Origin of the sequence: Vibrio profundum (assembly GCF_050337555.1) — a bacterium.
GTDB lineage: Bacteria > Pseudomonadota > Gammaproteobacteria > Enterobacterales > Vibrionaceae > Vibrio > Vibrio profundum.
This window is the reverse complement of sequence record NZ_JAKJTA010000007.1, coordinates 168,344-189,261: the sequence shown is the minus strand read 5'-3', so window position 1 is coordinate 189,261 and position 20,918 is coordinate 168,344. Positions and strand designations below refer to the sequence as shown.

General features: G+C 46.4%; 15 protein-coding genes and 2 tRNA genes. 12 read left to right on the top strand and 5 right to left on the bottom strand.

Annotated features, from left to right (window positions below; all coding sequences use genetic code 11):
- Position 1: 1 nt before the first annotated feature.
- From glmM to truB, 9 genes are all read left to right on the top strand, one after another.
- Complete coding sequence (gene glmM, locus L4C34_RS08400; RefSeq protein ID WP_428788890.1) at positions 2 to 1,342, top strand: phosphoglucosamine mutase; 1,341 nt, start codon at positions 2 to 4, stop codon at positions 1,340 to 1,342.
- A 211-nt stretch (positions 1,343 to 1,553) separates the two neighbouring features.
- Positions 1,554 to 1,916 carry a preprotein translocase subunit SecG gene (secG, locus tag L4C34_RS08395; RefSeq protein WP_428788889.1) on the top strand — a complete coding sequence of 121 codons (363 nt, stop codon included), beginning with the start codon at positions 1,554 to 1,556 and terminating at the stop codon, positions 1,914 to 1,916.
- A gap of 9 nt (positions 1,917 to 1,925) precedes the next feature.
- Positions 1,926 to 2,009: transfer RNA gene (locus L4C34_RS08390), tRNA-Leu, on the top strand.
- Between the two features lie 54 nt (positions 2,010 to 2,063).
- Positions 2,064 to 2,140 (top strand) — tRNA-Met (locus L4C34_RS08385).
- A 209-nt stretch (positions 2,141 to 2,349) separates the two neighbouring features.
- Positions 2,350 to 2,805: a ribosome maturation factor RimP gene (gene rimP / locus L4C34_RS08380; RefSeq protein WP_428788888.1), complete on the top strand. Its 456-nt coding sequence runs from the start codon at positions 2,350 to 2,352 to the stop codon at positions 2,803 to 2,805.
- Between the two features lie 35 nt (positions 2,806 to 2,840).
- On the top strand, positions 2,841 to 4,328 hold the full coding sequence (gene nusA / locus L4C34_RS08375; RefSeq protein WP_428788887.1) for a transcription termination factor NusA: 1,488 nt from the start codon (positions 2,841 to 2,843) through the stop codon (positions 4,326 to 4,328).
- Between the two features lie 22 nt (positions 4,329 to 4,350).
- On the top strand, positions 4,351 to 7,053 hold the full coding sequence (infB, locus tag L4C34_RS08370; RefSeq protein WP_428788886.1) for a translation initiation factor IF-2: 2,703 nt from the start codon (positions 4,351 to 4,353) through the stop codon (positions 7,051 to 7,053).
- 97 nt (positions 7,054 to 7,150) lie between these two features.
- Positions 7,151 to 7,567 carry a 30S ribosome-binding factor RbfA gene (gene rbfA, locus L4C34_RS08365; RefSeq protein WP_428788885.1) on the top strand — a complete coding sequence of 139 codons (417 nt, stop codon included), beginning with the start codon at positions 7,151 to 7,153 and terminating at the stop codon, positions 7,565 to 7,567.
- Positions 7,567 to 8,502, top strand: a complete 936-nt coding sequence (gene truB, locus L4C34_RS08360) for a tRNA pseudouridine(55) synthase TruB (RefSeq protein WP_428788884.1) — start codon at positions 7,567 to 7,569, stop codon at positions 8,500 to 8,502. Before rbfA ends, truB begins: the two co-directional genes overlap by 1 nt.
- A 109-nt stretch (positions 8,503 to 8,611) precedes the next feature.
- Here the strand turns inward: truB and L4C34_RS08355 are convergent, their stop codons facing one another.
- The 3 genes from L4C34_RS08355 to gltB form a co-directional block, all read right to left on the bottom strand.
- A complete protein-coding gene (locus L4C34_RS08355) occupies positions 8,612 to 9,055 on the bottom strand; it encodes a DUF1499 domain-containing protein (protein WP_428788883.1) in 444 nt (147 codons plus the stop codon).
- A gap of 141 nt (positions 9,056 to 9,196) precedes the next feature.
- Positions 9,197 to 10,609, bottom strand: coding sequence for an FAD-dependent oxidoreductase (locus L4C34_RS08350; protein ID WP_428788882.1), 1,413 nt, complete (start codon positions 10,607 to 10,609; stop codon positions 9,197 to 9,199).
- 22 nt (positions 10,610 to 10,631) lie between these two features.
- A complete protein-coding gene (gltB, locus tag L4C34_RS08345) occupies positions 10,632 to 15,095 on the bottom strand; it encodes a glutamate synthase large subunit (protein ID WP_428788881.1) in 4,464 nt (1,487 codons plus the stop codon).
- A gap of 585 nt (positions 15,096 to 15,680) precedes the next feature.
- Between gltB and arcB the strand changes: the two genes are divergently transcribed.
- Positions 15,681 to 18,020, top strand: coding sequence for an aerobic respiration two-component sensor histidine kinase ArcB (gene arcB / locus L4C34_RS08340; RefSeq protein ID WP_428788880.1), 2,340 nt, complete (start codon positions 15,681 to 15,683; stop codon positions 18,018 to 18,020).
- Between the two features lie 4 nt (positions 18,021 to 18,024).
- Positions 18,025 to 18,474, top strand: coding sequence for a hypothetical protein (locus tag L4C34_RS08335; protein ID WP_428788879.1), 450 nt, complete (start codon positions 18,025 to 18,027; stop codon positions 18,472 to 18,474).
- A 160-nt stretch (positions 18,475 to 18,634) separates the two neighbouring features.
- Here the strand turns inward: L4C34_RS08335 and arcA are convergent, their stop codons facing one another.
- Positions 18,635 to 19,351: a two-component system response regulator ArcA gene (gene arcA / locus L4C34_RS08330; protein WP_428788878.1), complete on the bottom strand. Its 717-nt coding sequence runs from the start codon at positions 19,349 to 19,351 to the stop codon at positions 18,635 to 18,637.
- Between the two features lie 587 nt (positions 19,352 to 19,938).
- On the opposite strand from arcA, the gene L4C34_RS08325 reads away from it, so the two are divergent.
- The gene (locus tag L4C34_RS08325; RefSeq protein ID WP_428788877.1) at positions 19,939 to 20,418 is read left to right on the top strand and encodes a putative 4-hydroxy-4-methyl-2-oxoglutarate aldolase; all 480 of its coding nucleotides are present in this window, start codon (positions 19,939 to 19,941) and stop codon (positions 20,416 to 20,418) included.
- 24 nt (positions 20,419 to 20,442) lie between these two features.
- On the opposite strand, the gene L4C34_RS08320 is transcribed toward L4C34_RS08325, so the two are convergent.
- Complete coding sequence (locus L4C34_RS08320; protein ID WP_428788876.1) at positions 20,443 to 20,913, bottom strand: hypothetical protein; 471 nt, start codon at positions 20,911 to 20,913, stop codon at positions 20,443 to 20,445.
- Between the last annotated feature and the right edge of the window lie 5 nt (positions 20,914 to 20,918).

Sequence of the window (20,918 nt, the reverse complement as noted above, 5' to 3'; positions counted from 1 at the left end):
GATGTCCAATTCAAGACGTTATTTTGGTACAGACGGTGTACGTGGCAAAGTTGGTCAATACCCAATTACTCCAGATTTTATTCTAAAACTAGGCTGGGCGGCAGGACGAGTGCTAGCTAAGCGTGGTACTAAGAAAGTGATCATCGGTAAAGATACCCGTATTTCCGGTTACATGCTGGAATCTGCGCTAGAAGCCGGTTTGGCTGCGGCGGGCTTACAAGCTAGGTTTACCGGCCCTATGCCGACGCCAGCGGTGGCTTATCTGACACAAACCTTCCGTGCAGAGGCTGGAATCGTTATTTCCGCATCACATAATCCTTACTACGATAACGGCATCAAGTTTTTCTCTGCTGAGGGGACAAAACTGCCTGATGAAGTTGAGCTGGCGATTGAAGCTGAACTGGATAAAGAAATCGAGTGTGTTTCGTCAGCTGAATTGGGTAAAGCAAGTCGTATCGTCGATGCTGCAGGTCGTTACATTGAATTTTGTAAAAGTACTTTCCCACATCGTTTGAGCCTGGCTGGCTGCAAGATTGTCGTCGATTGTGCTCATGGCGCGACGTACCATATTGCGCCAAGCGTATTCACTGAACTCGGCGCAGAAGTGATTGCGATGGGTGTTGATCCCGATGGGCTAAACATCAACGATAAAGTGGGTGCAACTGATGTCAAAGCCTTACAAGCGCGTGTATTAGAAGAGAAGGCACACTTGGGCTTAGCGTTCGATGGTGATGGCGATCGCTTGATCATGGTGGACGAGTTCGGCAATAAAGTCGATGGTGACCAGATTGCTTATATTATTGCGCGCGATAAACAGCGCCGCGGTGAGTTAAAGGGTGGCGTAGTTGGCACCTTGATGACTAACCTTGGTATGGAAAAGGGGCTGAAGAAACTCGGTATCCCATTGGTTCGTGCTGCGGTAGGCGATCGCTATGTCATGGCGAAGCTATTGGAAAACAATTGGAGCATTGGCGCTGAGAATTCAGGGCACGTGATCTTGTTAGACAAAGTAACCACTGGCGATGCGATTGTGGCTGCACTGCAAGTGCTGGCATCCATCGTGGATAACGGCGAGTCGTTGAATCAGCTTACCCAAGGCATGAGCCTTTACCCACAGGTTCTCGAAAATGTACGTTTTAGCGGCAAAAGTAATCCTCTGGAAGCAGAAGCGGTGAAACTTGCGGTGAAAGAAGTGGAAGCGGAACTGGCCGATACTGGACGAGTATTGCTACGTAAATCTGGCACTGAGCCTTTGCTACGAGTGATGGTTGAAGGTGAAGATGCGGAGCTCGTACAACGCAGTGCGCTGAAAATTGCGGATTCTGTTGCAGCAAATTGCTAAACGCTAACTGTTCGTTTTTAAAACGTTAATTAGTGCTTTGCTTTTTTTTTAATCGCTTGGCTGTATTCGAGTGATCTTTTTACAACTTTTACTTGTCAGCGCCTCGGCCTTTCGCTAGTATTGCTCCGCCTTCAGCAAAGAAGGACGCTAGCTTTGCTTCCAAGCGATTGGAACAGCGCTGGCTCAACAATTAGGAACATAGGTGGAAAGCATGTATACAGTTCTACTTGTGATTTATCTGTTGGCAGCGCTTGGTGTAATTGGCCTAGTGTTGATTCAGCAAGGTAAAGGCGCAGATATGGGAGCCTCATTCGGTTCTGGAGCATCAAATACAGTATTTGGCTCTGGTGGCTCAGGTAACTTCCTAACCAGAATGACTGCAGTTCTTGCAACAGTATTTTTTATTCTTAGCTTGGTTTTGGGAAATATTTCGACTTCTCATAAAGCTGATTCTAAGTGGGCTGATCCTCTAGCAGGTCAAGTACAAACCACAACAACGAATCAGAACAAAGCTACGGATACTAAGAGTGAAACTCCTGCACCAGTTAAAAGTGACAGCGAGATTCCTCAATAATCATTTAATGCCGAGATGGTGAAATTGGTAGACACGCTAGCATGAGGTGCTAGTGCCTTTGGTGTGAGGGTTCGAGTCCCTCTCTCGGCACCATGATTTACAAACTTGTAAAACACTTGGTTGAGCGTATAATGCTCACAAGTCGGACGCGGGGTGGAGCAGTTTGGTAGCTCGTCGGGCTCATAACCCGAAGGTCGTCGGTTCAAATCCGGCCCCCGCAACCAATCCCTTGGGATACGTGGACAAGTTTGTGCAGTGATGATTCACTGCGGTTAGATACCGAACGTGGTATCTAGCACATCAGGGTCCAGCAACAAAAAACCCCGACGTTCGGGGTTTTTTGTTATCTGAATTTTTCAATGAGAAAATTCAGATAGTTGCTTGGGATTTATAATGGGCTCTGAGCCCTTTTTTTGTTTCTGGAGTGGTTTAAATGACTGGTTTAGAAAGACAACTTACTGAAATGCTTGAAGCTCCTGTCGGAGCATCAGGCTATGAATTAGTTGGTCTAGAATTTATTCGCGCGGGCGAACATTCAACATTGCGTATTTTTATTGATCATGACAATGGCATTAACGTTGACGATTGTGCGGAAGTAAGCCGTCAGGTCAGTGCAGTGTTAGATGTGGAAGATCCTATCTCTGTGGCTTACAGCCTTGAAGTATCTTCACCAGGGCTAGAAAGACCACTTTTTAAAAGCGCACACTATGTACAGTTTATTGGTCATGAGGTCAACATTGTTCTCAAAATGGCTATCGGCAATCGCCGTAAGTGGAAAGGCGAAATCCTCTCAATTGAGGGCGAAACCGTCACTATTAATGTCGATGGGCAAGAAGAACAGTTTGCGCTTAGCAATGTAGCAAAAGCTAACCTGATCCCTAAATTTTAGTTCTCCTAGAGAAAAGAGCTTAAGAGGCTAATTAAATGAGTAAAGAAATTTTAGCGGTAGTAGAGGCAGTTTCGAATGAGAAAGCTATACCGCGTGAAAGTATTTTTGAAGCGCTAGAAATCGCACTGGCGACGTCAACCAAGAAAAAACACGAAATAGAAATTGAAGTTCGTGTTGAAATCGATCGCAAAACGGGCGAATTTGATACTTTCCGTCGTTGGGAAGTGGTTGAAGAAGTTGAATTGCCAACTAAGCAAATTACATTGGAAGCGGCTCGCTATGAAGACGAGACGATGGATGTTGGCGATTTCGTTGAAGATGATATTCAATCAGTTACCTTTGACCGCATCACCACGCAAACGGCTAAACAAGTCATCGTGCAGAAAGTTCGCGAAGCGGAACGCGCACAAATTGTTGAGCAGTTCATTGATAACGAAGGCGACTTGGTTACTGGTGTTGTAAAGAAAGTGAATCGCGAAACTGTGGTTCTTGATCTTGGTAATAACGCCGAAGCAGTTATTCTTCGTGATGATCAATTACCACGTGAAAACTTCCGACCAGGTGACCGTGCACGCGGTCTATTGTATTCTGTAAAACCAGAAGCCCGCGGTTTCCAGCTATTCATCACTCGCTCTAAGCCAGAGATGTTGGTTGAGCTGTTCCGTGTTGAAGTGCCAGAAGTTGGTGAAGAGCTAATTGAACTGAAAGCGGCCGCTCGTGATCCTGGTTCTCGTGCGAAAATCGCAGTGAAAACCAACGATAGACGTATTGACCCTGTTGGTGCGTGTGTCGGTATGCGTGGCGCACGTGTTCAAGCTGTATCGGGTGAACTTGGTGGCGAGCGTATTGATATCGTGTTGTGGGATGATAATCCAGCACAATTCGTGATCAACTCGATGGCTCCTGCAGATGTCGCGTCAATCATCGTTGATGAAGATGCGCACGCGATGGACGTTGCAGTTGAACCAGACAACCTAGCACAAGCTATTGGTCGTAACGGTCAAAATGTTCGCTTGGCATCTCAGCTAACTGGCTGGGAGCTAAACGTGATGACAGTTGAAGACCTACAGAAAAAGCACCAAGAAGAAGAGCAGGCTTCAGTTGAAAACTTCATGAAACACCTAGACATCGAGCAAGATTTTGCTGAAATGTTGGTTGGAGAAGGTTTCTCAACTCTTGAAGAAGTCGCTTACGTACCTGTTAACGAATTACTTTCTGTTGACGGCCTGAACGAAGAACTCGTTGAAGAGCTACGTAATCGTGCGAAAGAATCACTAACGACACTTGCGCTTGCACAAGAAGAGTCATTTGAAGGCCTCAAGCCTGCAGAAGACTTGTTGGCATTGGAAGGTTTGGAACGCGAGCTTGCGTTTAAACTTGCTGCTAAAGGCGTTGTGACGTTAGAAGATCTTGCTGACCAAGGTGTGGATGAGCTCGAAGGAATTGAAGACCTCACTGAAGAGCGTGCCGGCGCATTGATCATGGCAGCACGTAATATCTGTTGGTTCGGTGAAGAAGAATAATTTTCAGCAAGGAGAAAGCGGTATGACACAAGTTACAGTTAAAGCACTGAGTGATGAAATTGGTACGCCAGTTGACCGCTTGTTAGAGCAACTTGCTGATGCTGGCATGGCCAAGTCGAGTTCGGATCAAGTGAGCGAAAATGAGAAGCAGCAATTGCTTGCTCATTTGAAGAAAGAGCACGGTGATGCAGGCAGCGATGCCGAACCTACTCGATTGACATTACAGCGAAAAACACGCAGCACCCTGAGTGTTAATGCAGGTGGCGGCAAGAGTAAAGATGTGCAAATCGAAGTACGTAAAAAGCGTACTTACGTAAAGCGCAGCGCAGTAGAAGATGAAGCGACCCGCGAAGCAGAAGAACAAGCTCAGCGTGAAGCGGAAGAAAAAGCCCAACGTGAAGCAGAAGTTACAGCTCAGCGTGAAGCGGAAGAAAAGGCTAAACGTGAAGCTCAAGCTAAACGTGAAGCGGAAGAGAAAGCTAAACGTGACGCTGAACTAAAAGCAAAACGTGATGCCCAAGACAAAGCTAAAGGTTCTGTGACGGATGATGCAGAGCGTGATGCCGAGAAAATTAAGCAAGATGCAGCAAAATTAGAGGCCGACGAACTTAAACGTCGTCAGGATGAAGAAGCGAAGCGTAAAGCTGAAGAAGAAGGCCTACGCAAGCTTGAAGAAGCTCGCGAAATGGCGGAAAAGAATAAAGAACGTTGGTCTGCTGCAGAAAAGAAAAAGGGTGATATGGAAAATACAGATTACCATGTAACGACTTCAACTTACGCACGTCAAGCTGAAGATGATGCAGATCGTCGTGATGAGCAAAGCCGTCGCAAGAAGAAAAAGAAAGCAACTGGTTCAAACGACCAGAACAGCCGTGGTGGACGTAACAACCAACGCGGTCGTGGTGGCAAAGGCCGCCTTGCTAAACCGACTTCAATGCAACATGGCTTCGATAAAACAGCGACTGTTGCTAAGCAAGACGTTGTGATTGGCGAAACCGTTGTTGTTTCTGAGCTGGCAAACAAAATGTCAGTGAAAGCAACTGAAGTTATCAAAGTGATGATGAAAATGGGCGCAATGGCGACCATTAACCAAGTGATTGACCAAGAAACAGCGTCATTGATTGCTGAAGAAATGGGTCACAAAGTGGTATTGCGTAAAGAGAACGAGCTTGAAGAAGCAGTTCTATCTGATCGTGACAACGATTCAGAAGCAACATCTCGCGCTCCTGTAGTTACTATCATGGGTCACGTTGACCATGGTAAAACTTCAACACTTGATTACATTCGTCGTACTCACGTTGCTTCTGGCGAAGCTGGCGGCATTACGCAGCATATCGGTGCATACCACGTTGAAACAGACAACGGTATGATCACGTTCCTTGATACTCCTGGACACGCTGCGTTTACCGCAATGCGTGCTCGTGGTGCTCAAGCGACAGATATCGTTGTTCTTGTTGTTGCAGCAGACGATGGCGTTATGCCACAAACGGTTGAAGCGGTACAGCACGCGAAAGCGGCTGGCGTACCTTTGATTGTTGCGGTTAACAAGATCGACAAAGAAGGCGCTAACCCTGATAACGTTAAAAATGAGCTAGCTCAGTACGATGTTATCCCAGAGGAGTGGGGCGGTGAGAATATCTTCGTTCACATCTCTGCGAAGCAAGGTACTAACGTTGAAGGCCTACTAGAATCTATCCTGCTACAAGCAGAAGTTCTGGAGCTGTCAGCTGTATCTGAAGGTATGGCATCTGGCGTTGTTGTTGAATCTCGCCTTGATAAAGGTCGTGGTCCAGTTGCAACGGTACTAGTTCAATCTGGTACACTGCGCAAAGGCGATATCGTCTTGTGTGGTCAAGAATACGGCCGTGTTCGTGCTATGCGCGATGAACTTGGTAACGAAATCGTTGAAGCGGGTCCATCTATCCCAGCTGAGATTTTAGGTCTATCAGGCGTACCAGCTTCTGGTGACGAAGCAACTGTTGTTCGTGATGAGCGTAAAGCACGTGAAGTTGCGAACTACCGTCAAGGTAAATTCCGTGACGTGAAACTTGCTCGTCAGCAAAAATCGAAGCTGGAAAACATGTTCTCGAACATGACTGCCGGTGACGTTGCTGAGTTGAACGTAGTACTGAAAGCAGACGTACAAGGCTCTGTTGAAGCTATCTCTGATTCGTTGGTGAAACTATCAACTGAAGAAGTGAAAGTGAACATCGTTGGTTCTGGTGTTGGTGGTATTACTGAAACTGATGCGGTACTTGCTGCAGCATCTAACGCGATTGTTCTTGGTTTCAACGTTCGTGCTGATGCTTCTGCTCGCCGTACTATTGAAAACGAGAGCTTGGATCTGCGCTACTACTCAATCATTTACCAATTGATCGACGAAGTGAAACAGGCGATGGGCGGTATGCTTGCACCTGAATTCAGACAAGAGATCATTGGTCTTGCTGAAGTTCGTGATGTGTTTAAGTCACCGAAACTTGGCGCGATTGCAGGCTGTATGGTAACGGAAGGTCTTATCAAGCGTAATAACCCTATCCGTGTTCTACGTGAAAACGTAGTTATCTACGAAGGTGAGCTTGAGTCACTACGTCGCTTTAAAGACGATGTTCAAGAAGTTAAGAATGGCTACGAGTGTGGTATCGGCGTTAAGAACTACAATGATGTTCGCGTTGGTGACCAAATCGAAGTGTTCGAAATCGTTGAAATAAAACGTACTTTAGACTAATTGACTTAGATAGCTAACCTAAGTTAGTTATTGGTTGTTAAATACGCCATGGGGGCTGGTTTCGACCATCCCCCATTCTTTATATGTGAGAAAAGATATGTCAAAAGAATTTAGCCGTACCCAAAGGGTATCGCAACAACTACAAAAAGAGCTAGCGATGCTATTGCAACGCGAAGTTCGTGATTCACGCATCGGTATGGTGACCATCTCGGATGTTGAAGTGTCTCGTGACCTCGCTTACGCGAAAGTTTTTGTGACTTTCCTATGTGTTGGTGAGCAAACACCAGAAAGCTGCTTGGAAGCCTTGCGTGAGCATGAAGTGCATGTACGCATGATGCTAGGTAAGCGCATTCGTTTACGTTTGACGCCAGAAATTCGCTTCACCTACGACAGTACCTTAGTTGAAGGTATGCGCATGTCTAACTTGGTAAGCGAAGTGCTGACTGAAGACAAGCGTAAGCAGCAAGAAGCCGGTCGTGAAGACGACCAAGCGGCGCAAGAAGGAAACGAATAATGGCTCGCCGTCGTAAAGGTCGCCCAGTCAATGGGGTCGTGTTATTGGATAAGCCGACTGGTATTTCTTCCAATGATGCGCTGCAAAAAGTAAAACGTATTTACTTTGCCGAAAAAGCGGGCCACACCGGCGCGCTTGATCCACTCGCGACGGGCATGTTGCCAATTTGTTTAGGGGAAGCGACTAAGTTTTCTCAGTTTCTGCTTGATTCAGATAAGCGCTATGTTGTGATCGCTAAACTGGGCGAACGTACCAATACGTCGGACTCTGACGGTGAAGTCGTGCAGACTCGTGACGTCAATGTCACCGAAGAGCAGTTACAGCAGGCTATCGAGACCTTTAAAGGGACAACTCAGCAAGTTCCTTCTATGTTCTCAGCGTTGAAGCATCAAGGTCGCCCTTTGTATGAATATGCCCGTGAAGGCATTGAAGTACCGAGAGAAGCGCGCGACATTACGGTATATTCGATAGAATTACTGCGCTTTGAAGGTGATGAAGTTGAAATGGAGATCCACTGTTCAAAAGGGACCTACATTCGCACCATCACTGACGATCTGGGTGAGCTATTGGGTTGTGGCGCGCACGTTACTTACTTGCGCCGTACTGGTGTAGCGAAGTACCCATACGCGAACATGGTAACTCTGGAGCAGCTCAATGAATTGCTTGAGCAAGCAAAAGCCGACGAGATTGAGCCGCGTGAGCTCCTCGATCCTCTGTTGATGCCAATGGATACTGCGGTAGAAGATCTGCCAGAAGTTAATTTGATCCCAGAGTTAGTCGATATGGTTCAACACGGTCAACAAGTACAAGTTTTTGGTGCTCCCACTGAAGGACCTGTGCGTATGACTGGTGGTGAAGAGCGAACTTTCTTAGGTGTTGCTGACATTGATGATGATGGACGAATCGCACCGAAACGATTGGTTGTTTTCCGTTAGTTATCTCATTTTATCTGCATCATAAAGAATAAAAACCAAAGCGTTTGCTTTGGTTTTTTTGTGGCTGCTTGCTAGCGAATTAATTGTTAGGGAGTTAATTGTTAGTGAGTTAATTGCCAGAGATCAGACCATGCGCTAATAATATTGATCTTAGCTGATCGGCACGTTTACGGTTGACGCCAAAATCAGAGCGCCCGACTCGTGATTCTGAGCGGACAATAAGCGTAGTGCCGTTGATTTCCAATTCTAAGTCATCAACGAAGCGCAATATTTTCGAGGTGCATTCGATATGGAGGTAGTTGCCTTCTTGCGCGATGACTTTGCTGCGAGGTATTTGTAAAGCAGCTTTCGCGACTTGCTCAATACTTACATCCCCGACTAACTGATAGGGCGCGAGGTGAAATTTCTGCCGTTCATCTATTGTGGATACGCAGTTGGGTTTATCGCCACAAGGCTGCATCACTCGTTTTTTCATATCAGGTGTCCGTTGGCTGCATGCAGTAATAGTTAGCAAGGTAAGCAACAGCAATCCACTTAGCGCAGGTAATTTCATTGCTCTTACATTCCTTATATAGTGTAGAAGTGTTGATACACATGTCCCGTAAAATTAAACATGGCAGAATGCGTAAGTTCAGCTTAAAAAGGCCGATGATTCGGCCTTTTTAATGGTTAAGCAAAGCCTATACGCTAAAGGTTAAACGTCAAGGTAGTCCAGGATGCCTTCGGCTGCTTTTCGGCCTTCGTCGATAGCGGTGACGACTAAATCAGAGCCTCGTACCGCATCTCCACCTGCAAAGATTTTCTCATTGCTGGTTTGATAGTTGTAGGCCTGATCACTTGGCGCTTTAATGCGTCCCCATTGGTCTAGTTCCACATCGAATGACTCTAACCACGCCATCTTATGTGGCTGGAAGCCAAAGGCCATGATAACCGCATCTGCTGAGAGTAGGTGCTCGCTACCTGCGACTGGCTCTGGCCTACGGCGTCCGGCCTCATCTGGCTCACCGAGTGCCGTTTTTACCACATGCACCCCCGTCACTTGTCCAGCTTTGTTGACCTCGATGGACAAAGGTTGCAAGTTGAACATAAACTCAACGCCTTCTTCTTTGGCGTTTTTCACCTCTCGGCGTGAGCCCGGCATATTGGCTTCGTCGCGGCGATACGCGCAAATCACGTGTTTGGCTTGTTGTCGAATCGAGGTGCGCACACAGTCCATTGCAGTATCTCCGCCTCCCAATACCACGACTTTCTTGCCAGACATATCGATATGAGGTTGTGGCTGATCTAGCTTCATGACTTGGTAGGTATTAGACACTAGGAAGGGTAGTGCATCATAAACACCTGCAGCGTCTTCATTTTCTAGCCCAGCACGCATGTTTTTATACGTCCCTACGCCAAGGAAAACCGCATCGTATTGTTCTATTAGCTCGTTGAAAGGGATATCTTTGCCAACGTTCACATTGAGCTTAAATTCGACGCCCATTTCAGAAAATATTTGGCGGCGCCGCGTCATGACACTTTTTTCCAGCTTGAAGGATGGAATGCCAAAGGTGAGTAGACCGCCAATTTCTGGGTAGCGATCATACACCACTGGCTTTACGCCATTACGCGCTAAAATATCAGCAGCGGCAAGGCCTGCGGGACCAGCTCCAACGATGGCAACTTTTTTGTCGGTCCATTCCACCTTCGACATATCAGGCTTCCAGCCTTGTTTAAACGCTTTATCGGTAATGTATTTCTCTATGTTACCAATAGTAACTGCGCCAAAATCGTCATTTAAGGTGCAGGCACCTTCGCACAAACGGTCTTGTGGGCAAACACGGCCACATACTTCAGGCAAGCTGTTGGTTTGGTGACATAAATCCGCCGCTTCAAAAATTCGCCCTTCATTGGCGAGTTTCAGCCACTGCGGAATATAGTTGTGCACAGGGCACTTCCATTCACAATAAGGGTTACCACAATCGAGGCAGCGGTCAGCTTGAGCGGTGGCCTGTTGTTTAGTAAAGGGCTTATAGATTTCGACAAAATCTATCTTGCGGCTCTTAATTGGCTTTTTCGCTGGGTCAATCCTATTGACGTCAATAAATTGGTATACATTCTGGCTCATTGATTCTGATTCCTTGCAATTCTTATTGAGCTTGAACACGCAGTTCTGCGGCGCTGCGGCTTTGGTGACCAAGTAATGTTTGTAGATCGGCCGATTTCGGTTTCACAAGGTAAAACTGCGGGATCCAGTCATCGAAATTGGCCAAAATGTCTTCTGCGTGGGCGGAGTTGGTTAGCTCTAGGTGTTCAGAGATCAGTCCCCGCAGGTGCTCCTGATGGATAGACAAATCGGATAGCGAAATCGCGTCAACGGATTCATTATTAACTCGGCCGCGGAAATCGTGGTTTTCATCCATAACGTAGGCAAAGCCGCCAGTCATACCGGCGCCAAAGTTGACTCCAGTGCCGCCCAAAATTGCGACGATGCCGCCAGTCATGTATTCGCAGGCATTGTCTCCAGCCCCTTCTACTACCGCGATACAGCCAGAGTTACGCACTGCAAATCGTTCACCTGCTGTACCTGACGCGAACAGCTTGCCGCCAGTTGCGCCGTAAAGACAGGTATTGCCTATGATGGTCGCTTCATTACAACGAAATGCCGTGCCTAGGTGAGGTTTAATCACAATTTTCCCGCCAGCCATACCTTTGCCAACATAATCGTTGGCATCGCCCGTTAAGAATAATTCAACGCCGCCAGCATTCCAGACACCGAAGGATTGTCCTGCGGTACCTTGCAGTTGCAACTTGATTGGTGTCGCTGCCATGCCTTGATTGCCATAACGCTTGGCGATTTCACCTGACAGGCGAGCGCCAATGGAACGGTCGGTATTGAGGACATCGTAAAACAGAGTTTGCGAACGTTTATTTTCGACCGCATCCAAAGCATCATCCAAGATTGTTTGGTTGAGGTGCGCTTTATCAAACGGTGCGTTTGGCTCAGTCCAATAGACAGGGTGGCCTGACTCGCTCTTTGGCACGCTGAGCAAAGGAGATAAATCTAACTTGTTTTGTTTGGCTGTTTTGCCATCGACGACTTCTAATAAGTCGGTTCGGCCAATAAGGTCGGTCAGCTTCTCTACACCGAGTTCTGCGAGGTAGCCTTGCACTTCTTCAGCTAGCGCAGTGAAATAGTTGACCACCATATCCGGCATGCCCTTAAAGTACTCTTTTCTCAAGGTTTCATCTTGAGTAGCAACGCCAGTTGCGCAGTTGTTCAGGTGACAAATGCGTAGGAATTTACAACCTAGTGCGACCATAGGAGCAGTGCCAAATCCAAAACTTTCCGCGCCTAAAATGGCGGCTTTAACCACATCAAGGCCAGTTTTAAGTCCGCCATCAACTTGCAGGCGAATTTTATGGCGCAGGCCATTGGCTACTAAGGCTTGCTGTGTTTCTGCTAGGCCTAACTCCCAAGGGCAACCTGCGTATTTTACTGATGTCAGTGGGCTAGCTGCTGTGCCTCCATCGTAGCCGGATATAGTGATGAGATCAGCATAGGCTTTCGCAACACCCGTTGCGATGGTGCCAACACCGGGCTCGGAAACCAGTTTTACCGAGACCAAAGCTTTTGGGTTCACCTGTTTTAAATCGAAAATAAGCTGAGCCAAATCTTCGATAGAATAAATATCGTGGTGCGGAGGCGGTGAGATTAAGGTAACACCTTGTACTGAATAACGTAGTTTGGCTATCTCTGCAGTTACCTTGTGTCCGGGAAGCTGGCCACCTTCGCCGGGTTTTGCCCCTTGTGCAACTTTAATTTGTAGTACATCGGCGTTGGTGAGGTAGTGCGGTGTTACGCCGAATCGTCCAGAAGCAATTTGTTTGATGCGAGAGTTTTTATTGGTGCCAAAACGGCGTTGATCTTCTCCGCCTTCACCTGAGTTGGAATAGCCGCCTAATCGGTTCATGGCGATTGCCAAGGCTTCATGGGCTTCTGGACTCAGCGCGCCAATCGACATCGCCGCCGTATCAAAGCGTTTGAAAAGCTCCGACTTTTCCTCAATGGCGTTAAGTGCTAGAGGTTTGTCAGCCGTTTTTAAGCGCAGTAAATCTCTTAAAGCCGCAGCAGGGCGTGAGTTTACTTGCTGGGCAAAGCTTTGATAATCTTCGGCTTGTCCTGAGTTTACGGCCTGTTGCAGCTGACTGACTACATCTGGATTGTAGGCATGATATTCGCCGTTGTGGACGTATTTGAGTAGACCGCCGTGTTCAATAGGCTTACGTTTCGCCCATGCTCTACGGGATAGGTTGTAAATATCTTGCTGGAAATCGTCGAAGTTGGCACCTTGAATACGAGTTGTCACACCTTTAAAGCACAGCTCCACAATATCACTATGTAAGCCTACGGCTTCAAATAGTTGAGAGCAGCGATAAGAGGCTATGGTCGAAATTCCCATTTTCGACATGATCTTATAGAGGCCTTTGTTGATGCCATTTTGATAATTTTGCATCACACTACGGTAGTCTTTTTCTAACGTGCCATCATCAATCATCTTGCCGAGTGTTTCATAGGCAAGGTAGGGGTAAACGGCGGTTGCGCCGAAGCCAAGCAATACCGCAAATTGGTGAGGGTCTCGAGCTGTTGCTGTCTCAACGATGATGTTGGCATCGCAGCGTAAATTTGCGGATATCAGTCTAGTTTGCACGGCGCCTACAGCCATCGCGGCAGGAATTGGCAATCGACTTTTGCATAAGGCTCGGTCAGAGAGAACGATTAGCACAGTTCCTTGTTGAACTAATTCTTCAGCTTGATCGCACAGGCGTATAATCGCTTGTTGTAAATCTATTTGGCTTGGGTCGTAGTTAATATCTAATAGGGTATTGCGGTAGTGTTCGTCACTAAGCTCGAGTAGTTGCTGCATATCAGAATAGAGCAGTACTGGGGAATCAAAAGTGACTCGGTTGGCGTGGCCATCGGTCTCACAAAAAACATTCATCTCTTGGCCGACACTGGTTGCCAGTGACATCACGTGTTTTTCACGTAGTGGGTCGATAGGCGGGTTGGTCACTTGAGCAAACTTTTGCCGGAAGTAATCAGTGAGTAGGCGCTCCTTCGATGACAAGACGGCCATTGGTGTGTCGTCGCCCATTGAGCCAACAGCTTCTTGACCTACATCTCCTAATATTCTTAGCACCTGATCGATTTCTTCGTTCGATACCGCAAATTGCTTTTGGAATGTTTTGAGTAAATCTTCATCAAAACTGCGCTCGCCAACCAAATCGTCGGTTAGCTGGGAAAATGGCGTCAGTTTGTGAACGTGCAAGTCCATCCATTCTTTATATGGGTGGCGCGCTTTCAAATCGTTATCAATCTCACTGGACTGCCATAACTTGCCTTCTAGGGTATCGATAACTAATAGCTCGCCGGGCCCGACACGACCTTTTTCAGCAACTTCATCAGGCGCGTAATCCCAGATACCAACTTCGGAAGCAAGTGTAATCAACTTGTCTTTGGTGACCACATATCGCGCCGGGCGTAGGCCATTCCTGTCGAGGTTGCAGGCCGCGTAGCGTCCATCAGAGAGAACGATACCTGCAGGGCCGTCCCACGGTTCCATATGTTTGGAGTTAAAATCGTAAAAGGCGCGTAAATCTGCATCCATATCTGGGTGGTTTTGCCAAGCAGGCGGCACCAACATGCGCATGGCTCGGAAGATATCCATGCCACCAGCAAGAAAGAGGTCGAGCATATTATCTAGGCTAGATGAATCTGAACCAGTTTCATTCACAAATGGCGCGGCGTTGTGCAGATCGGGAAGCAGCGGTGAAGAGAATTTATACGCTCTTGCTCTGGCCCATTGTCGGTTGCCTTCAATGGTATTGATTTCACCGTTGTGCGCCAAATATCTAAATGGTTGGGCGAGTGGCCATCGAGGCTGAGTATTGGTGGAGAATCGCTGATGGAACAAGCAAATAGCCGATTCCATACGTAGATCGGCTAAATCGAGGTAGAAGCGCGGCAAATCAGCAGGCATGCAAAGCCCTTTATACACCATGACTTGTGTCGAAAGGCTACAGATATAAAATTCAGAATCGCAATCGATTGCCTTTTCAATACGGCGGCGGGCAAGATATAAGCGACGCTCAGTGTCCTTTTCTAGCCAGCCAGCAGGTGCAGATATAAACAATTGTTGGATGTCGGGTAATGAGTTTAAAGCAATCGGTCCTAACACATCAGGGTTGACGGGAACGGTACGCCAGCCTGCGATGGTCAGGGTTTCCTTGGTGAGTTCTTGCTGAATGATTTCTTTTGCTTGCTGAGCTTTGATTGGGTCTTTGTTCAAGAAAATCATGCCCACTGCATAGTGCTTGCTGAGCTTGAAGCCTGCTTCATCAGCAACGAGACGTAGGTAGGAGTCGGGCTTTTGAAGTAGTAGACCACAGCCATCCCCCGTTTTTCCATCTGCGGCGATGCCCCCTCGGTGAGTCATACGATCAAGTGCGGAAATAGCCGTGCGAACCAGCTTATGACTTGGCTCGCCTTCCATATGGGCGATTAAACCAAATCCACAGTTGTCTTTTTCAAGATTTGGATCGTAAAGCGACATTGCAATTCTCCCTGTGCTTTTCTGTCTTCCAGACAGTAATTATAATAATTGTGTAATGACTAAATACTCACATTAAACGACTAGATTATTGATTGACGATACGCGGTCGTTTTTAGACCGAAATTACAAGCTAAAGGTTATTGTGAAAAAGGTCAAGGTATGGGGATAAATCTCTGAATCAATATCCTTTCCATGTTATGGCTTTTCTTTTTTATGTAAAACAAACGGATAGATTGTTGAGGTGTCGTTTTTAGTTTAGCTGTAAGGGGAGTTCGTGCGTTGATTTTGGATAAAAGAGGGAGGAAGTAGATAAATCGCTCACCAAAGCTTAACTGCATATTCCCCAATCAGATAACACCTTGTTACTTGTCATGGTTTTTTATTACACCCATCGAAGTAAAGCATGTAAAATAGCCAATAATATAGCCTTAGGCGAGCGAGCCCGCTCTGTGCCAGCAGCCCGACAAGCATTAAAATCGTCTTTGTCACCTTCGCTGAAGTATGCACCTTGAGGTCACTTTAAGTATCAATATTCGAATGTCATTGTAGGTCTTGAAACCTAAGTAATGGCTTGGTGAGGCGCGGATGAAACTAATTAAGAATTTGGCCCAATACTACGTTGACCTGTTGGTTAAGCTGGGTATTTTACGTTTTTCGATTTTGTTGGCGTTGGCATTGGTCGCATTGGCCGTCGTTGTGCAGGTCGGCTTGACCCTTGCGCTAACTGGCCACGTCGATAATATTGATATTATTCGTTCGATATTTTTTGGCATCTTAGTGACACCATGGGCAGTGTACTTCCTCTCGGTGGTGGTCGATCAATTAGAGGAATCCCGTCAGCGATTGTCCAAACTTGTACTTAAGCTAAAAGACATGCGCACTCGCGACCAAGAACTGAATTATGCTCTGCAAAAAAATATTGAGAAGCTCAACTTGGAAATCGAAGAGCGGATCAAAGCTGAAGAGGCACGTAAGTTCGCGATTAAAGATTTAGAAAATGAAGTGTATCAACGCGAGCGGACCCAAGTAGAGCTCGCAGAGCGTACGGTGTTACTGCGCTCATTTATCGATGCCTCTCCTGATCTTATTTACTATCGTAACGCAAAAGGTTTGTTTTCTGGCTGTAATAAAGCCATGGAAGAATTGACGGGGCGCAGCGAAGCTGACTTGGTTGGGCTGACTCCTTGGCAGGTATACAGCAAGGAAATCGCTCAGCAAATAGTTGATACTGACCAAAAAGTGTTTGCTAGTAATCAGTCGTTGACTTACGAACAGTGGTTAGAGTATCCGGATGGCCGTAAAACCTTTTTTGAACTGCGAAAGGTACCTTTTTATAGCAAAGAAGGGCGACATCTTGGTTTAGTCGGCTTTGGCCGCGACATTACTGAGCGCAAGCAGCATGAAGAGTCGTTAGAGCGTGCCAGCCAAGAAAAGACTACCTTTATTTCCACTGTTAGCCATGAGTTGCGTACACCACTTAATGGGATCGTCGGGTTGAGCCGTATGCTACTTGATAGCACACTGTCTGATGAGCAGCGCCGGCATATGCAAACTATCAATGTTAGCGCGATTACTTTAGGTAATATCTTCAATGATATTATCGATATGGATAAGTTTGATCGCCGAAAGCTGGAACTTTTACCCGCGCCCCTACACTTTGAAGATTTTGTGGTGGAAATCGAAAGCATTGCCGCCTTGATGGCTCAGCAAAAAAATCTACGTTTTACTCTCGAACGTTTAAGTACTTTACCTTCTCTTGTCGAAGTGGATGCCACGCGTTTACGTCAAGTGCTATGGAATTTGATTAGCAATGCGATGAAATTCACCAAGGAAGGCGGAGTCGTAGTCTCCGTATGGGCGGATATGACTGATGGCCAAGCACAAATTACCATAGAAGTTGAAGACTCGGGAGTCGGCATTCCCAAAGCGGAGCTCGATAAAATATTTGCCATGTATTACCAAGTTAAATCCGACAAAGACAACTTACATGCGGTCGGCACGGGGATTGGTTTAGCGGTGTCCTCGCAATTAATTAAGATGATGGGCGGAGAAATTCATGTTAGCAGCGAAGAGGGGTTTGGTAGCACCTTTACGGTTGAGCTTAACGTTCCGCTGCTGAAAGAGCCTTCGCCGAAACCATTAGCAGCGCAAAGTCAGCGCAGCTTAAATATCTTCATGGTTGAGGACATCGAATTAAATGTCACGGTAGCGCGTTCTTTATTGGAAAGCTTGGGCCATCAGGTGACCGTGGCGATGACAGGCCAAGATGCGTTGGAGCAGTTTAGCCCCGAACAATTTGATATGGTGCTGCTAGACATTCAATTGCCAGATATGACCGGCTTTGATGTCGCGGCGAGTTATCGCCAACGATTTACCTCACTGCCACCATTGATTGCATTGACAGCAAACGTGATTAACGACCGCAATGAATATTTGCGCCAAGGGATGGACGACGCTTTAAGTAAGCCGCTCTCTATTGGCGCGGTGCAAGATGTCATCGCGAAGCTAGATAAGTTTGAGACGACAGTGCAAGCGCCAGTGACCGCTAGCGTTGAAGACAGTCAAGAGTCTGAGCGCTACAACGCTTTACTGGACTTGGCTATGCTGGACTCTTATATCGATATCGTTGGCCCGCAACCAATGCTAGATAGCGTGAAGATGTTCGAGGAGCTGATGCCCGAATATGTTGAGGTGTTGATTTCGAACCTTACAGCGAAAGATCAAAAAGGAATTGTGTCGGAAGCGCATAAAATTAAGGGAGCAGCGGGCTCGGTAGGCTTAAAGCGCATTCAAAAGGTGGCGCAGAAAGCACAAACACCGGATGCGCCAGCTTGGTGGGAAAATATCGCGGACTGGGTCGAAGAAATTAAAAACGAATATCAGCATGATGTTCAAATATTAAAACAGTGGTTATCAGATAGGTAATAATATGAAAAAGGTTTTATTTGCTTCTTTAGTATTGGTGTTACTAGCTGCATGTGCGTCTTCTCAAAATATCTGGGGAGAAGATAATCAAGCGCAGGTGTCAGGGCAGTCTGTTTCGATGAAAAGCAACTTATGGGTGACGAATGTACCGGCTAGCGTGGAAGGACAAGATCAAACCTTACATGGCACGTTATATTTGGAGTCGAAGCATTCATTGCCAGCCAACCTCGATGTCGTGAAGGTTTCAATTAAACAAGGCACGCATGTTTGGACATTGACAGAAGACCAACTGGCGTTGCAGAGCAATTATGAAAATCAATGGGAAGTGTCGTTTGAGTGGCCAAAAGTGCCAGTCAATTTGGCGAAATCAGTTGATGTAGCGATGAAGCTGGGTAAAGCAGGTCAAGCTCAGTGGCTAGTGGATAAGCATGTTCAAGTGAATGCGATTGATTAGTGCTGTTAAGCAGTTCCATAGACTTAGCCCCATAGGCTTAGTTTCTATAGAGTTAGTTTCTATAGATTTAGTTCAATGCTCTGGGCTATAGACGTAAAAAGGGACGATAGAAATCGTCCCTTTTTTATGCGTATGAGTAAACTGTGCGATATGGCAGAGATTAGCCTTCTAGCTCACCGCAGAAGCGGTAGCCTTCACCGTGAATGGTCGCGATGATCTCTGGAGTGCCAGCGACAGACTCAAAGTGTTTACGGATGCGGCGAATGGTCACATCGACAGTTCTGTCGTGCGGCTTGAGCTCTCGTCCGGTCATTTGCTTTAGTAGATCCGCGCGGGTTTGGATCTTGCCTGGGTTTTCGCAGAAGTGCAGTAAAGCACGGAACTCAGAGCGAGGCAGTTTATAGCCTTCGCCACTTGGGCTTACTAGAGAACGACTGTTGATATCAAGCACCCAACCGTTGAACTGATATTTTTCGACCGAGAGCTTTTCTTCTTGCGGCGCTACAACGTTCATTGAGCGGCTCAGCAAGTTACGCGCACGGATGGTCAGTTCACGTGGGTTAAACGGTTTAGTGATGTAATCGTCTGCGCCAATCTCTAATCCTAGGATTTTGTCTACTTCATTGTCGCGCCCAGTTAGGAACATTAGGGCAACGTTTGCCTGATCACGCAGCTCACGTGCTAGCAACAAGCCATTCTTCCCTGGCAAGTTGATGTCCATAATCACCAAATTAATTGGGTTATTCGACAGCACATGGTGCATTTCTTCACCGTCACTGGCTTCAAAAACAGCGTATCCCTCTGCTTCAAAAATACTCTTAAGAGTGTTACGAGTTACTTGCTCATCTTCGACGATAAGGATCTGCGGGCTTTGCATTGGCGGTACCTAAACTTGTAAAAAAGATTGTTCTAACAGAATAAATCTTAGGCAAAAACATTACATACGGGTAATTTGATGCCGATTTTAAACTAAAGTTTGACAAAAAACACGAACTTTGAGCGTCTGATGTTCCTAGTGTAGTAACAATTGGAGTAGAGACGTAACCCTGAGTGTTGTGACTGACTTCACTATTGAAGGAGATTCTATATTTTTAACAGTGACCTAACAACGTTATGCTGGTCATTGTCGATATTTTATTGATGTATATCAATCGATACAGATCTCATCAATCATCTCAATAGATATACTATGGGTGAGATTGCGTATTGGCTTGTGGGCGCACAATTGTGACCATGACAATCAGTAGTATGAAAACACAAGCTATGCTTTAGCTTAGACGCATTAATGCGCCAACAGGCCGAGACTAGTTAAAAAGCAGTTAAATATGTTTAGGAACGCCTGATACCTATGTCTAAGTTTGACCAGATGGCTAATTTTGACAGGGATCTAAGTCTGGCAGGGATCTAAGCCTGACAGGTGTCTAAGCGTAGGCAGGATGGCATGTAAACTTTCTTGGAGGAAAGATGAACGATATAACGCCGGATATTTGTGATCAACATGGTTCAAAAGTAACAGTGTTAAGCTTGCCGTTATCGAGTTTCGGCAAGAAGCGAGCATTTTGGGGGAAGATAGCCACTGTACGTTGTTATCACGATAATTCCAAAGTTCGTCAGGTGCTCTCTCAGCCGGGTAAAGGTAAAGTCTTATTTGTTGATGGTCATGGCTCGTCTCAACGTGCTTTGCTTGGAGATGAGGTCGCGGCGTTAGCAGTGAAAAATGGTTGGGAAGGGGTGATTATCTACGGGGCGATACGAGATGTGGCTGTCATTGGGACGATGAATATCGCCGTTCAGGCGCTAGGAACATGCCCAATGAAAACAGACAAACGCGACGTGGGAGATGTCGATGTGTCTCTAACCATTAATAACCAGCTGATAGCGCCAGGCGATTATCTGTATGCGGATGACAACGGTATTTTATTGTCCAGTGAAAAATTGCTCTAGTCGTTAGCTCTAAATTAGACAAATCTAAAAACGAAAGCCGATGCCAACTTCAACGCCTTGGCGCAGTTGTTGATAGTCCAGAGTAGCATGCATGTCTAGGTTATCGGTAAGCTGCATTCGGCTGGAGAACTCTGCTGACATAGAGGTGGTGCTGTCTGGATCGTCGTTTTTATTGTGTGAGCGTAGAGTGCTTTGTAACGAGATTTTCTCGTTAAGTTGATAACTAAGCCCACTGAGTAACCCATCGATCATTCGACTCTCTTCAGCGTTCGTTGAGTTTTCTATTCGGGCACCGACGTATAAATCGATTTTGTTGAATAAGGTATACGAGTAACCACTATCGATTTTGAACGAATCGGCATCTTGAGTATGATTTTCGCTTTCAACAAACAATTTGTGTGTGTGTGTGACTCGGTCGGTTCGCAGTTGAGGTAGCTCTGCGGCGGATAAGGAGAAACACAAAAAAAGTGGCAACCAAGATACGATTGTCTTCATCTCCT

Bases quoted from the DNA above. Each gene is read 5' to 3' on its own strand.
- nusA (WP_428788887.1), top strand. From the start codon at position 2,841: ATGAGTAAAGAAATTTTAGCGGTAGTAGAGGCAGTTTCGAATGAGAAA.
- infB (WP_428788886.1), top strand. From the start codon at position 4,351: ATGACACAAGTTACAGTTAAAGCACTGAGTGATGAAATTGGTACGCCA.
- L4C34_RS08335 (WP_428788879.1), top strand. From the start codon at position 18,025: ATGAAAAAGGTTTTATTTGCTTCTTTAGTATTGGTGTTACTAGCTGCA.
- rimP (WP_428788888.1), top strand. From the start codon at position 2,350: ATGACTGGTTTAGAAAGACAACTTACTGAAATGCTTGAAGCTCCTGTC.
- L4C34_RS08350 (WP_428788882.1), bottom strand. From the start codon at position 10,609: ATGAGCCAGAATGTATACCAATTTATTGACGTCAATAGGATTGACCCA.
- L4C34_RS08355 (WP_428788883.1), bottom strand. From the start codon at position 9,055: ATGAAATTACCTGCGCTAAGTGGATTGCTGTTGCTTACCTTGCTAACT.
- rbfA (WP_428788885.1), top strand. From the start codon at position 7,151: ATGTCAAAAGAATTTAGCCGTACCCAAAGGGTATCGCAACAACTACAA.
- L4C34_RS08320 (WP_428788876.1), bottom strand. From the start codon at position 20,913: ATGAAGACAATCGTATCTTGGTTGCCACTTTTTTTGTGTTTCTCCTTA.
- gltB (WP_428788881.1), bottom strand. From the start codon at position 15,095: ATGTCGCTTTACGATCCAAATCTTGAAAAAGACAACTGTGGATTTGGT.
- L4C34_RS08325 (WP_428788877.1), top strand. From the start codon at position 19,939: ATGAACGATATAACGCCGGATATTTGTGATCAACATGGTTCAAAAGTA.
- arcA (WP_428788878.1), bottom strand. From the start codon at position 19,351: ATGCAAAGCCCGCAGATCCTTATCGTCGAAGATGAGCAAGTAACTCGT.
- secG (WP_428788889.1), top strand. From the start codon at position 1,554: ATGTATACAGTTCTACTTGTGATTTATCTGTTGGCAGCGCTTGGTGTA.
- arcB (WP_428788880.1), top strand. From the start codon at position 15,681: ATGAAACTAATTAAGAATTTGGCCCAATACTACGTTGACCTGTTGGTT.
- glmM (WP_428788890.1), top strand. From the start codon at position 2: ATGTCCAATTCAAGACGTTATTTTGGTACAGACGGTGTACGTGGCAAA.
- truB (WP_428788884.1), top strand. From the start codon at position 7,567: ATGGCTCGCCGTCGTAAAGGTCGCCCAGTCAATGGGGTCGTGTTATTG.